Annotated in this window: 16 protein-coding genes and 1 other annotated feature; of the genes, 2 read left to right on the top strand and 14 right to left on the bottom strand. The window is 39.1% G+C overall.

Annotation, left to right across the window (positions count from 1 at the left end):
* Positions 1 to 56 precede the first annotated feature (56 nt).
* Together EUBDOL_RS00605 and EUBDOL_RS00600 are read left to right on the top strand one after the other, a co-directional pair.
* The gene (locus tag EUBDOL_RS00605; RefSeq protein ID WP_004797460.1) at positions 57 to 590 is read left to right on the top strand and encodes a DJ-1 family glyoxalase III; all 534 of its coding nucleotides are present in this window, start codon (positions 57 to 59) and stop codon (positions 588 to 590) included.
* 181 nt (positions 591 to 771) lie between these two features.
* Complete coding sequence (locus tag EUBDOL_RS00600) at positions 772 to 1,716, top strand: magnesium transporter CorA family protein (RefSeq protein WP_004797459.1); 945 nt, start codon at positions 772 to 774, stop codon at positions 1,714 to 1,716.
* Between the two features lie 605 nt (positions 1,717 to 2,321).
* On the opposite strand, the gene EUBDOL_RS00590 is transcribed toward EUBDOL_RS00600, so the two are convergent.
* The 14 genes from EUBDOL_RS00590 to EUBDOL_RS00530 all read right to left on the bottom strand — a co-directional run bounded on the left by EUBDOL_RS00590 (position 2,322) and on the right by EUBDOL_RS00530 (position 12,836).
* Positions 2,322 to 3,158 (bottom strand): aldo/keto reductase, encoded by an 837-nt coding sequence (locus tag EUBDOL_RS00590; RefSeq protein WP_004797457.1) that lies wholly within the window; start codon positions 3,156 to 3,158, stop codon positions 2,322 to 2,324.
* Between the two features lie 19 nt (positions 3,159 to 3,177).
* Entirely contained in the window at positions 3,178 to 3,756 is a 579-nt protein-coding gene (locus EUBDOL_RS00585) for a DUF308 domain-containing protein (RefSeq protein ID WP_004797456.1), read from the bottom strand.
* 64 nt (positions 3,757 to 3,820) lie between these two features.
* Positions 3,821 to 4,144, bottom strand: coding sequence for a phosphoribosyl-ATP diphosphatase (hisE, locus tag EUBDOL_RS00580; RefSeq protein WP_004797455.1), 324 nt, complete (start codon positions 4,142 to 4,144; stop codon positions 3,821 to 3,823).
* Positions 4,137 to 4,463 carry a phosphoribosyl-AMP cyclohydrolase gene (gene hisI / locus EUBDOL_RS00575; protein WP_004797454.1) on the bottom strand — a complete coding sequence of 109 codons (327 nt, stop codon included), beginning with the start codon at positions 4,461 to 4,463 and terminating at the stop codon, positions 4,137 to 4,139. Before hisI ends, hisE begins: the two co-directional genes overlap by 8 nt.
* A complete protein-coding gene (gene hisF, locus EUBDOL_RS00570; protein ID WP_004797453.1) occupies positions 4,463 to 5,221 on the bottom strand; it encodes an imidazole glycerol phosphate synthase subunit HisF in 759 nt (252 codons plus the stop codon). The genes hisI and hisF overlap by 1 nt, the downstream gene beginning before the upstream one ends.
* A 2-nt stretch (positions 5,222 to 5,223) precedes the next feature.
* Positions 5,224 to 5,940 carry a 1-(5-phosphoribosyl)-5-[(5-phosphoribosylamino)methylideneamino]imidazole-4-carboxamide isomerase gene (gene hisA / locus EUBDOL_RS00565; protein ID WP_004797452.1) on the bottom strand — a complete coding sequence of 239 codons (717 nt, stop codon included), beginning with the start codon at positions 5,938 to 5,940 and terminating at the stop codon, positions 5,224 to 5,226.
* Positions 5,937 to 6,551 carry an imidazole glycerol phosphate synthase subunit HisH gene (gene hisH, locus EUBDOL_RS00560; RefSeq protein WP_022420980.1) on the bottom strand — a complete coding sequence of 205 codons (615 nt, stop codon included), beginning with the start codon at positions 6,549 to 6,551 and terminating at the stop codon, positions 5,937 to 5,939. Before hisH ends, hisA begins: the two co-directional genes overlap by 4 nt.
* On the bottom strand, positions 6,551 to 7,129 hold the full coding sequence (hisB, locus tag EUBDOL_RS00555) for an imidazoleglycerol-phosphate dehydratase HisB (RefSeq protein ID WP_004797450.1): 579 nt from the start codon (positions 7,127 to 7,129) through the stop codon (positions 6,551 to 6,553). Before hisB ends, hisH begins: the two co-directional genes overlap by 1 nt.
* Positions 7,078 to 8,154 (bottom strand): histidinol-phosphate transaminase, encoded by a 1,077-nt coding sequence (gene hisC, locus EUBDOL_RS00550; protein ID WP_004797449.1) that lies wholly within the window; start codon positions 8,152 to 8,154, stop codon positions 7,078 to 7,080. Before hisC ends, hisB begins: the two co-directional genes overlap by 52 nt.
* Positions 8,151 to 9,434, bottom strand: a complete 1,284-nt coding sequence (gene hisD, locus EUBDOL_RS00545) for a histidinol dehydrogenase (RefSeq protein ID WP_004797448.1) — start codon at positions 9,432 to 9,434, stop codon at positions 8,151 to 8,153. Before hisD ends, hisC begins: the two co-directional genes overlap by 4 nt.
* The gene (hisG, locus tag EUBDOL_RS00540) at positions 9,428 to 10,060 is read right to left on the bottom strand and encodes an ATP phosphoribosyltransferase (protein ID WP_004797447.1); all 633 of its coding nucleotides are present in this window, start codon (positions 10,058 to 10,060) and stop codon (positions 9,428 to 9,430) included. The genes hisD and hisG overlap by 7 nt, the downstream gene beginning before the upstream one ends.
* Positions 10,057 to 11,166, bottom strand: a complete 1,110-nt coding sequence (hisZ, locus tag EUBDOL_RS00535; protein WP_235713670.1) for an ATP phosphoribosyltransferase regulatory subunit — start codon at positions 11,164 to 11,166, stop codon at positions 10,057 to 10,059. The genes hisG and hisZ overlap by 4 nt, the downstream gene beginning before the upstream one ends.
* 43 nt (positions 11,167 to 11,209) lie before the next feature.
* Positions 11,210 to 11,433: a binding site (T-box leader), on the bottom strand.
* Between the two features lie 293 nt (positions 11,434 to 11,726).
* Entirely contained in the window at positions 11,727 to 11,882 is a 156-nt protein-coding gene (locus tag EUBDOL_RS11415) for a hypothetical protein (RefSeq protein ID WP_004797444.1), read from the bottom strand.
* A gap of 105 nt (positions 11,883 to 11,987) precedes the next feature.
* Complete coding sequence (locus EUBDOL_RS00530; protein ID WP_004797443.1) at positions 11,988 to 12,836, bottom strand: hypothetical protein; 849 nt, start codon at positions 12,834 to 12,836, stop codon at positions 11,988 to 11,990.
* Positions 12,837 to 12,976 lie beyond the last annotated feature (140 nt).

The following is a 12,976-nucleotide window of genomic DNA, read 5'->3' as shown; positions in this document are numbered from 1 at the left end:
TATTTGCCTGTCATTCAAAATACGGTATATAATACCCTTGAAAAGAGGTAGATACTATGAATGTACTATGTATTATGAAAGATGGCTTTGAAGAATTAGAAGCAGTGGGAACGATTGCGCTATTAAGAAGAGCCGGTATTGATGTCGATGTATGCACAAGCGATGCAAACAAGGTTAGCGGACGTTTCAATCTCACCTTACAGCCGGTAAAGGATCTTAAGGAAGTTGATCCGACAAGCTATGATGCTTTATTTTTACCGGGAGGTCCGCATTACCAAACATTAGAAAGTGATGCTTACATCATGGAAATCTTAAGCAGCTATATCCATAGCAATAAAGTCGTTGCTGCTATTTGTGCTGCTCCGACGATTTTAGGAAGAGCCGGCTATTTAAAGAATAAAAATTATACCTGCTTTACATCTATGAATGAAGATTTTGGTGGTACCTATGTGGATCGCTATGCCGTTATTGATGGCAATATCATCACCGGTCGTTCCGCAGCAGCGGTCATTGACTTTGCTTTTGCGTTGATTGAAAAACTGCTTGGTAAAGAAAGCTGCGATAAAGTAAAAGCATCAATCTATTATTAAGAGGCAAGAAGGTGAAAAACCTTCTTTTTTACTATCCGTTTTCATGCTTCTTATGCTATAATGTATGAGCAATAGAAAGAAGGTGTTTGTTATGTCTCCAGAGCCCGCGGGTCAAACTATCATTCCATCGCATCACACAGGAGACATAGCTGGTGTTCTCCTGTTCTAAGGAGGTTAAAACATGCTTGAATTTTACAAGACCTTTGATAATGTTACAAAAAAAATCGATCAACCGGAGCATGGCTGTTGGATCAATGCCGTTGCACCGACAACAGAAGAAATTGACTTTTTAATCGAAAAAATCGGCATTATGCCGGAATTTGTTAAGTCCTCACTAGACGAAGAAGAAAGTTCTCATATTGATTATGATGATGACACCAATCAAACGCTTATCATTGTCGATTATCCTTGTGCCGAGGAAGAAGAAAACATTCAGGAAAACACATTGCTTTATACAACGCTTCCTTTGGGTGTTATTATTAAAAAGGGCTATATCATTACCATTTCATTGTATGAAAATCTAAGCATTGAGGATATGGCGAAGGGAAGAGTACGCGGTATCAATACCGAAATGAAAACCCGTTTTTTTCTACTGTTGATGCTTCGTATTTCACAACGCTTCTTAATTTATCTACGCCAAATAGACCGCATTTCTTCCAGAACCGAGCATTTATTGCACCAATCTATGCGTAACAAAGAGCTCATTCAAATGCTTGGCTTAGAGAAATCACTTGTATATTTCTCCACCTCACTGAAAACCGATGAGGTTACGATGAACCGTATCAATCGCGGTCATCTTATCAAGCTTTATGAAGAAGATCAGGATTTATTAGAGGACGTGCTGATCGAAATTCATCAGGCAATCGAGATGTGTAATATCTACACCAATATTTTGTCCGGTACAATGGATGCCTTTGCTTCTGTCATTTCCAATAACTTAAATATTGTTATGAAGGTACTGACAGTTATTACGATCGTTATGTCCATTCCAAATATCATCTTCGGTTTTTATGGCATGAATGTTCCCGATCTGCCACTTCCATTTGTATGGTTCCCGTTGTTAATCGCTATTGTTCTTATGCTGATTGCAACTTGGATTTTCAAGAAAAAAGATATGTTCCACTAAACGTATGAAGCTTATATTCATGCGTTTTTCTTTTCCTAAAACAAACTGCTTATTACTTTTTTCGATTATCTACTTTATTATTTAGGACTATGCTATAATGATACTAACGATAACATTCTTTCATAAGGAGGGAAATTCTTCATGAACACTTCAAAAAATCTTGCTAAGCATACCTATGAACTTTTATTATCTGCCATCAATATTCTAGTTACCTTTTATTGTATATATAGTAAAAATATGTATATCCAATATGTCGCTGCCTTCATAATGACCTTTATTGCATTCCTTCTTTTCTCTGCAAAACGCCTTTCTTTAAAACTATATACCGCATGCACCATTGTTGTATGCTTATTTCTTATGCTTTTTCTTTTCTTCTTTGCAAACGCATTTTATACAGACATCTTAAATGCCTATATCACACACCTATTATTGCTTTGCTCTAGCGCTTATATTCGTAAAAAATCAAATACCTATCACGAATAGCCTTTATTTTAAAACATATTTATCCTTCCAACGAAAAAAGCTGCAGTTAACAAGATCAATTCTAACTACAGCTTTTCTATTACAACGATTCAAGGCACTTATCCTTTCATACGTTATTTTATCTACTTCACTTGCACTCTTTCAAAATCCGGGTGCTCTCCGGACCAACCGGTTTGCGGAAGTGTATCCAAACGATACATATCTTCTTGTGAAATCGTAAAATCCAATGTTCGATTTCGCTTCATACGCTCTAAAGAACTTGACTTCGGTAATGGCATAACACCTTTTTGCAAAGCAAACCGCAGACAAATTTGTGCAGGAAAAACCTGATATTTTTCAGCCAATTCACAAATAAGCGGTTCTTGCAAGACACGCGTTCTTCCAATCGGACTCCATGCCTGCACTTGAATATGGTGCTGTTTACAATATTGTACACATGCCTCTTGTGTATAACCGGGGTGAAATTCAAGCTGATCGATCATTGGCTGAATACGTGATGAAGCTCGCAAAACCTCTAAATGCTGAGGTAAAAAGTTACTTACTCCTATGGCACGCACACGTCCTTCATCATACAATTCTTCCATCGCTTGCCATGTTTCAAGTACAAGTGTTTTCCAATCACATGAAAGCGTAGGGCGTGGCCAATGAATCAAATATACATCTAAATAATCTGTTCGCAAACGATTTAGCGTATTTTGAAATGCTTGTTTTGTAGCTTCATAGCCCATTTCATTCTTCCAAACCTTAGATGCTAGCATCACCTTTTCTCTATCAATCTTGCCCTTTTGCATTGCTTCCGCTAAAAAACATTCCGTACCATAAAACGATGCACTGTCAAAATACGTGTATCCACTGGCAAACGCATCTAACAAAACTTGAATGTTCTCTTGATCTAGCGCCTTATAGGTTCCAAATCCAACCTTTGGAAGCTGTATTCCATTTGCAAGTGTAAAGCTCATTGCAATCCCTCTTTCTTTTTTATTCTTCTAGCGAATCCTCAACTAACGCATATCCCTTACGCTCAAATTCTTTTACGATTCGCTTATAATATAAAATCGTATAAAAATTCGCAATCGCATCAAGTATCAACAAAAAGCTAAAATAGTTATGCATGAAATCTTCTAACATCGGCACAAGAATCAACACTACACCTAAAACCAATGGTACTGCCGCCAAAATCGCGTTGATTTTCCATGCTTCTTTTTCCAATCGAAATAAATTCATAGAATATTGCAAGCGAAGGGTACTATCAAGCACTACCACACCACTCAACACTAAGGGATAATTATCCACGATCACATCGGGCTTAGTCGCAACAATCAAACCTGCCACAACATATAAAACGCCAAATGCAAAGCTAAATTCATTCGGCTTCATATACTCCTTTTTAAAGAAATATGCCATAATCTGTAACAAGCCTACCACTGCCACGATCAATCCTGCAATCATGAAAAAATTTAAAAACTGTTCCTTTTTTACCATGTAAGAAATAACAGCAAATATGACATAAAACACCGATAAGACCAATAGCTTCCAATTTTCAACTTTAAAATTCATAGCATTACCTCCAAGCTATCTATATCATATCACATTTTTTAACAGCTATGAGCATTATCCTTTTTTACAGCTGTTCAATAGGCTTACGCTCTGCTTTTTTATTATGTGTCTTTTGACTCCTTCGAGTTAATTCTGCATTTACTTCTTCTAAGGTAATCCCTTTTTCCACCATCAATACCATAAGATGATAAAATAAATCCCCCAACTCGTTAATTTGATCCGTTTTGCTTTGTGTCAGCGCCGCAATCAATACCTCACTGCTTTCTTCACCTACCTTTTTCAATATCTTTTCCAAACCCTTTTCAAAAAGATAAGTTGTATAACTCCCTGCTTCCGGATTTGCTTTTCTTTGTAAAATCGTATCGTATAAAACTGCTAGTTCATTCATAATTATCCTCCTTGAAGCGTCGATAAAAGCAGCTGTAATTCCCACTATGACAGGCAGCACCCTTTTGTTCTACCAAAAGCAGCAGTGTATCCTGATCACAATCTATATACATTTCCTTTACTTTTTGCACATGTCCGCTGGTTTCTCCCTTTTTCCACAACTGTTTTCGAGAGCGACTGTAATACGTTGCATATCCACTTTCCAACGTAATTGCTAAACTTTCCTTTGACATATAAGCAAGCATCAATACCTGCTTTGTATGCACGTCCTGCACAATTACCGGAACAAGTCCATCTCCTTTTTCAAAATCAATTTCCATTATCGAATCGCTACTCCTTTCCTCTTAAGATAAGCCTTTACCTTAGGAATTGTTGTTTCTTCATAATGAAACAGACTAGCAGCTAATGCCGCATCACAAGCATCTGTTTCAAATGCCTTGGCAAAGTGTGCAAGTGCTCCACAGCCTCCGGAAGCAATCACCGGAACCGATACAACGGAGCGCACTGCCTTGCACATTTCTATATCATAGCCCTGCTTGGTTCCATCTGCGTCCATGCTTGTTAACAAAATCTCTCCTGCTCCCAATGCAACTGCTTCCTGTACCCATGCTAATAAATCCAAGCCACTATCTTCTTCACCGCCACGTACATATACATTCCAACCGCTGTTATCTTGACGCCGCTTGGCATCAACCGCCAATACGATGCATTGACTGCCGAAACGCTGCGCTCCCTCCTGAATGAGCTGTTTATGATATACCGCAGCACTGTTTAAACTCACCTTATCTGCTCCTGCCAACAAAAGCCTATGAATATCCTCGAGCGTACGAATACCGCCACCAACGGTAAACGGAATAAAAATTTCCCTTGCAACTCTTTCCACCATCGAAAGCATCGTATCTCGTCCCTCCTGCGTGGCAGCTATATCTAAAAACACCAATTCATCTGCCCCTTGTTCATAGTAGCGCTTCGCTAGTTCAATTGGATCGCCAACCTCTTTTAAGCCAACAAACTGAATTCCCTTCACAACCTTTCCACCCTTAACATCTAAGCATGGTATGATACGCTTGGTGTGCATTCCTATCCCTCACTTTCCTCTATAGCTTCCTTCAATGACAAAGTGTTTGCATACAATGCCTTGCCCGTAATTGCGCCATAAATCCCCAATTCACAAAGCTGCTTGATATGGTGCAGATCTCGAATTCCTCCGGAGGCAATCAGCTGTATATTTACCGCTTTTGACAGCTTCTTAAGCATCGCTAAATTAGGTCCCTGCATCGTTCCATCTCTTGAAATATCAGTAACAATCAGGGTTTTAACTCCTAGCAGCTCCATTTCTTTCGCAAAAGTTATATAGTCTGTTTGACTGGCAGAAAGCCAACCGTTTCCATATACATACCCATCTTTACAATCCAACCCAACTGCAAGCCTATCTCCATAGCGACACAGCGCTTCCTTTAAAAAGCTTGGATTTTCAAGTGCAGCAGTTCCTAAGATGATACGCTTTGCTCCGCATTGAAGATAGCGTTCGATATCCGAAAATGTACGAATCCCTCCACCGACCTCTACCGGAATACCGATTTCGGCAACAATTTTTTGAATCAAAGCAAAATTACAAGGCTTTCCCATTTTCGCACCATTCAAATCAACAAGATGCAAATAGCTTGCTCCTGCTGCTTTAAATTGCCGAGCAATCAAAAAAGCATCATCTCCTACACTTTCCTTACGTTTATAATCTCCTTGATACAAGCGTACCGGTTTGCCATCAAGCAAATCCATTGCCGGTAAAATAATCATACACATTCCTCCACAAAATATCGTAAAATTGCCAGTCCGTCCGTACCGCTTTTCTCCGGGTGAAACTGTGCTCCTACTATATGCCCTTTTGCGACCAAAGCACAAATATGCAAATCATGATAACAAGAATGAGCAATAAGGATATTGGAATCGTAGTGAACTGCATAATAAGAGTGCACAAAATACACAAAGGGCTTTTCGGAAAGCTTAGTAAATAAGGGGTGTGGTTGATCATATTCCAACAAATTCCAACCGATATGCGGAATACGTGCTTGTGGATCGATCATTTTTACGACTTTTCCCTTCAAAAGACCTAAGCCTTTGCTAAGTCCACCTTCCTCGCTTTCCTCAAACAATACCTGCATGCCTAAACAAATTCCTAAAAGCGGCTTCGTTCCATTTCCTACTTCCTCTTTCAACAGCTCTACCAAGCCTAGGGCTTGCAGCTGCTTCATACAGTCCGCAAAGGCACCAACTCCCGGTAAGATCCAACCATCTGCCTTACGTAAGACTTCTGCATCATTCGTAATACAATAGTCTGTCTTAAGATACCTTAAAGCATTTTCCACGCTCCTCAGATTTCCCATGCCATAATCTATAATCGCAATCATCATAAAACTCCCTTAGAGCTTGGCAGCTCATTTCCTTGTATCATCACTGCCATTTTTAATGCTTTTGCCAGAGCCTTAAAGATTGCTTCAATCTTATGATGATCGTTTGTGCCATACAATACATTTACGTGTAAGGTAATACCTGCTTGAAAAGCAAAGGCACGTAAAAATTCTTCTACCATTTCACAAGAAAAGTTACCGATACTTTCTCTTTTTAACTCACAGTGATAAACCAAATACGCACGATCACTGATATCCAATACTACATGTGCCAATGCCTCGTCCATCGGTATATAGCAAGTGCCATAGCGCTGAATACCTCGCTTATCACCAAGTGCCTCTTTAAAGCATTGTCCTAAAAGAATTCCACAATCCTCAATACAATGATGATCGCATACCTCCAAGTCGCCCTGTGCTAGAAGGGTAAGATCCATTTGTGAATGAAAGCTTAGCAATGTCAGCATGTGATCAAAAAATCCGATGCCGGTATGAACATCTGCCTTCCCGCTTCCATCAAGGCGCAAGCTTATTTGAATATCGGTTTCTTTGGTCGTTCGCTCTTTTGTTGCATATCGCATTTTCCTACCTCCTTTTCAAATGCTTCACAAAGTGCTAGCAGGTACTTATTTTGTTTCGCACTTCCAATCGTAATACGAAAACTATCATCTTCATAACTGCGAATGATAACACCATGCTCCTGCAAATAGACAATCAGCTTAGATGCTTGTTTGCTTTTTCCATATATATAATTAGCACTCGAACGAAATACCTGTAAAAAGGATAGTTTTCGCAAACCTTGATATAGCTTTTCACGCTCTTGTTTTATAATTTCCACATACGCTTGATACTCCTTTGCATGACGCAAAGCTACACACGCAACAAGCTGTGATAGAGCATTTACCGTATAAGGTGCCTTATACTTTTTCAATGCTTCGATATTTTTGGAATTGCTTATCACAAAACCAATGCGCATACTAGCTAAACCATAGGCTTTGGAAAGAGTACGTGTAACATAAAGATTAGGATAACACTTCACTTCCTTTCGCATGCTTTCTTCATAAAATTCACCATAGGCTTCATCAATTACAACCGGAATTCTTGGAAAGGCAGCCGCAATGATACGCAGCTTAGCATTGCTTAAGGCAAAACCGGTGGGGTTGTTAGGATTGGAAAGCATGATCATATCCACCTGATTACGCCTTCCAAATTCCACAAAATCATTCACGCTATAACTGCCATCTTCTCGTGTCTTAAATTTAAGCACCTTTGCTTCATACATTCCGGCATAATAATCATACATGGAGAAATCAGGTGAAAGAGTATACAGCGTTTTTCCTTTTCCTAAGTAAGCTCCGATCAACAGTCCTAACAATTCATCACTGCCATTTCCGGCTAACACTTGCTTCTCAAAAAGCGATGCAACCTCACAATATGTCTTGATAAGCTGTGTACATTCTGTATCCGGATAGCGCTGGAATTCCAGCGTCGCTATTGCATTTATGATTTCCTGTCGCATTTCCTCGGAAATATTCCATGGCAGCTCATTCGCATGCAATAAACACCCTGCCTTTTGATTTGTTTCATACATTATTGTTTGCTTCATGTCTTACACCTCACCTTCACTGCATTGGCATGTGCTTGCAGTTGTTCCGCTTCTGCTAGGGTAATTATGGAATCACCATAGGCTTGCAGTGCTTCTATGCTGTAATGCAAATAGCTCGATTTCTTTACAAAACTATCCACTCCTAAAGGATTGAAAAAGCGTGCAGTTCCACCGGTTGGAAGGACATGATTGGTTCCTCCGAAATAATCTCCAACACTTTCACATGTTGCATAACCTAAAAACACACTGCCCGCATGACGTACCAGTGGTAACAGCTCCTCAGGCTTATCGACCATCAGCTCCAAATGTTCCGGTGCAATCTGATTACTGATATCGACACATTGCTGCAAGCTTTCGCAAACAAGTGCAAGACCATAGTTTTCCAAGGATTCATGAATGATTTTCTGCCTTGGAAGACAACGTGTTTGTTTTTGCAGCTCTTGCTTTACCGCATCAACCATATTTTGTGATACCGCAAGTAAAACAGCACTTGCTTGAGGATCATGCTCTGCCTGCGATAACAAATCTGCCGCAATCCACTTCGGATTAGCACCTTCATCACCAATCACTAAAATTTCACTTGGTCCGGCTATCATGTCAATATCAACATCACCAAACACTAATTTTTTCGCACAGGCGACATATACATTTCCCGGTCCTACGATCTTATCCACCTTCGCTATACTTTGCGTACCATACGCCAAGGCCGCAATTCCCTGTGCACCTCCGACTTTATAAACCTCATCAATACCTACAAGCTTTGCGGCTAAGGCAATATTAGTGTGAATACTACCTTCTTTTGATGGTGGAGTAAGCATAACGATTCGTTTCACCCCTGCCAAACGAGCAGGCAATGCATTCATAAGCACACTGCTTGGATATTGTGCACTTCCTCCCGGAACATAAATACCGACACTATCCAAAGGAAGTACCCGCTGTCCTAAATAAATGCCCATTTCCTTTTCCAAACGATAGCCTTTTGATATTTGTGCTTGATGATAAAATAAGATATTTTCTTTGGCCTGCTGCATGCTTCTTCTAAATTCCGGTGTGCATAAATCAGCTTGTGCATTTAATTCTTCACTTGATACACGAAGTTTATTCAGCTCCATTCCATCAAATTGCTTGGTATAGCGAAGCACTGCCTCATCTCCATGCATTCTTACGTCCTCTAAAATAGCACTTACCCTTCCTATCAAAGCAGGATTCATCACTACTCTGCGTTCCTCAATATAGCTTTGTAACTGATCGATCTGTTCAATATTCAGTTGCTTTAACATGCTGCACTCCCCCTTTGCAAATCCTCTAGCACCGCACATACTGCCGTTTGCTTCAGCTTCAAACTGGCTTTATTTACAATGACACGAGCACTTAGATCACAAAGTGTATCAAAAACAACCAAACCATTTTCCCTTAAGGTATCTCCGGTTTCCATGATATCCACGATTCCATCACATAAACCTAAAAGCGGTGCCAATTCAACAGAGCCATCAATTTTAATACACTCTATCTCCCTGCCCTTTTCCATAAAATATGCCTTAGCGACATTGGGGTACTTTGTTCCGATTGTGATATGACCTAGCTTATCAAAAGGATTATGCCCCTTTAAACCACCTAAGATAAAGCGACACTTCCCAATGTTTAAATCAAGCAGCTCATAGTAGTCATCACTTCCCTCCATTAAGGTATCCTTACCTACAATTCCAATATCCGCAACTCCATGCTGCACATAGGTAATGCAGTCATTGGGCTTTACAAGAAAATAGCGAATGTCCTTTTGCGTATCCTCGAATACTAAGGTGCGTCCTTTCTCCTTCAAGGCTTCGACTCCATATCCTTCCTTCTTTAGCATTGCAATGCTTGCTTTTTCCAAACGTCCCTTGGTAAGCGCAATGGCGATTGTCATACAAATCCCTCCTTTACTAGCAGCAGTGTTTCAACCTCCCTTGGATATAGCTGCACACGATGAAACTTTCGCAGCTCTCCAGCATAACGCAAAGCCTCCAATGTCTTTGCCTTCGGATAGTATAAAATCCATGGCTTTTCTAGTGGCACTTCTTCAAGCACCGCAAATACGTAATCCAATTTGACGCTAAAGCCGATGGCATACGCCGGTTTACCGAATTTTTCCAACAAATGATCATAGCGGCCACCACTTAAGACACTTGTGCCACTTCCCTCCATAAAGGCTTCGAAAATAATACCACTGTAATAATTCAAGTGTGCGATCTTGCCAAGATCAAAGCTTACCTCATAACCTAATGAGCGAAGCTGTTGATCCAATAGCTTTAAACCAAACAGAATTTCCTTAACCTCATCGTCCTGACAATATTCAAGAGCTTCTTGCAAAATATCCCCTTTTCCAAATAGCCAAGGCAGCTTTAAGAAGAACGTGCGATAGGTGATAGGAAGCTTTAAGGTTTCTAAATAATTTGCTAAATCAAGCATGCTTTTACGGTCGATATAATCTGCCAGCGTTTCTATTTCCTCCTTAGATAACGCCAGCTTTTGACAGGTTTTAAGAAAAATATTTACCTCGCCGATTTCCAACGTAAAGTGTTTGTTTAATGAGCGCATGACCTCCATAGCACATACAATAACCTCTAAATCACTTTCCTCACTGCTTAAGCCAATCAATTCGATTCCACAATCACTAACCTCATTTTGTTTCCCTCCCAAATGTGCTTTCTGTTTATAAACATCAGCACAATATCGAAAACGTAAGGGCTTTTTTACGTTCTTATACTTATTGGAAACAAAGCGGGCAATCGGCACTGTCATATCCATTCGCAAGGCTAAAATACTTCCACTTGAATCAATAAGCTTATACATTGCCTCTTCCTTCAGCTGTTCAAACCCCATTAGATATGTCTGATAATACTCCAAAGTCGGTGTTGATATTTCATCATAGCCAAAGGCATCGAAAACCTTTTCAATTCGATCCTTCACATTCTGTTTGATATGGTACTGTGCAGGTACAAAATCGCGTGTTCCTTCCGGAATCCAATGCATCTTCACTTCCTCAACCTCCTTCAAAAAACAAAAAAGCTTTCATCTAAAGGACGAAAGCTAGCTTACGTGGTTCCACCTTATTTCGCAATCAATGACTGCCTCTAAGAGTAACGAATACTCAGCAGGGTAACGTATGCAAAACGTCTGGGCTACTTTTTTCACCTCAGCACTCCAAGATGTGTTCAAAATACTTCGCATACCTTTTTCCACCAACCAAAGGTTCTCTGTAATGTCCATATCCCTACTATTTCTTTTCCACGCTTTATATGTTCTTATAGTACGACGGCAAACTGTAAATGTCAATCATTTTATGAAATATTTTACAAAACATTATGTAAATAAATGTAAAATATAATTTAGCAGCATTTATGTTTATCTTTTCATAAACAATTACAATATAAAAAATATTGCATAATACTATCAAATTCTTTTGATCCTAAAATAAATACAAAAAAAGAGATTTCTTGTAGGATCGTTTCCTTCCCCCTACTAGAAATCTCCATTTTTTTATTTACTCAGGATAGAGCAAGAATCCCACCCTCATACAAAATCTTTTTTCATTATGCCAAAACATCATGATCCTCATCAATCAGCACGCGCCGTAGGGATTCTAAAAACTTTAAGAATTTCTGTTGCTTTAATCTATCAAGCTTGCGATAGAAACAAAGGATTGTCTCTTCTTCCCTTGATATTTCGATGCTTTTTTTCTCCTCCATAGGCTCACTTCCCTTTCTATTATATAGTAGCTATAAATAAATCATTTGTAAATACGATATACTATATAATTACCGAAAGGTGCTTGCCAATACTTTCCAAATCTTCTATTCTTCGCTCTTTTCCTCTAAAAGCATTTCTGCTTCTCGTAAATAATCCTCTTTTTTATTCTTACGGCGTGGAATAAAGCGATTGATAAAGGTATTCTTTCCACGATACTTCACATAGAAGAAGCCAAAGATACTAAAGGTAACCGCTCCGATGAGATTAACAATCAAATCATACATCGTATCAATCAATCCGATATCCAAATAACCGCCAAGGCCAAGACTTTTCCCATTTACCACGACATCTTTAATACCATCAACAGTGATTGGAATATTGCTTTTAGTTGCATCTAACGTAACGGTCGTAATGTGATGGACAATCGTATCCTTCTGCATATCCAATCCGGCAAATGTATCCGCTGCAAATTCATAGATTTCCCATACGACACCAATGGTCATTGAAAAGCTAAAGGCAACGATTGCCATAAACAAAGGAGATAAGTGAAATTGAATACGCTCATCTTTATTCATGATATCTACCAAAGAAAAGCCGATTGCCGCAGCTAAAAAGCCATTGATGGTATGCAAGATCGTATCCCACATTGGAAATAAAATATAAAATGAGCTGATTTCGCCTAAAATCTCCGCACTGAATATAAATAGCAGAATAATAATTTCCAACAAAGACGGCAATTCGATTTTAAAACGCACCTGGATAAAGCTTGGTACAATAAACAAAAATAAGGTCAAAACACATAAGAATACATGCTCGTAATTACGATTTAACAATGCCAAAATCATCATAGCAATGACGAAAAAGCGAAGCAGCACATAAACCGCAAAAGTTGTACGATGCTGTTTAATTTCCATCTTAATTGCCGCCCAAGTAATTCGCATTCGTTTTTTCATTTTATCACCTCAAAAATTACAATATGGTAAATATTATACCACTTACCGTAATTTATGCCAGCACTTATTACAGTTTTGTCATTGTTTTCTACGATAAATTACAATACCTCCAAACTGCAATGGATTGGAAATATGCGATG

The sequence above is a fragment of the Amedibacillus dolichus DSM 3991 genome (assembly GCF_000154285.1).
GTDB classification, from domain to species: Bacteria; Bacillota_I; Bacilli_A; order Erysipelotrichales; family Erysipelotrichaceae; genus Amedibacillus; species Amedibacillus dolichus.
This window is presented reverse-complemented; position numbering and strand designations above follow the sequence as displayed.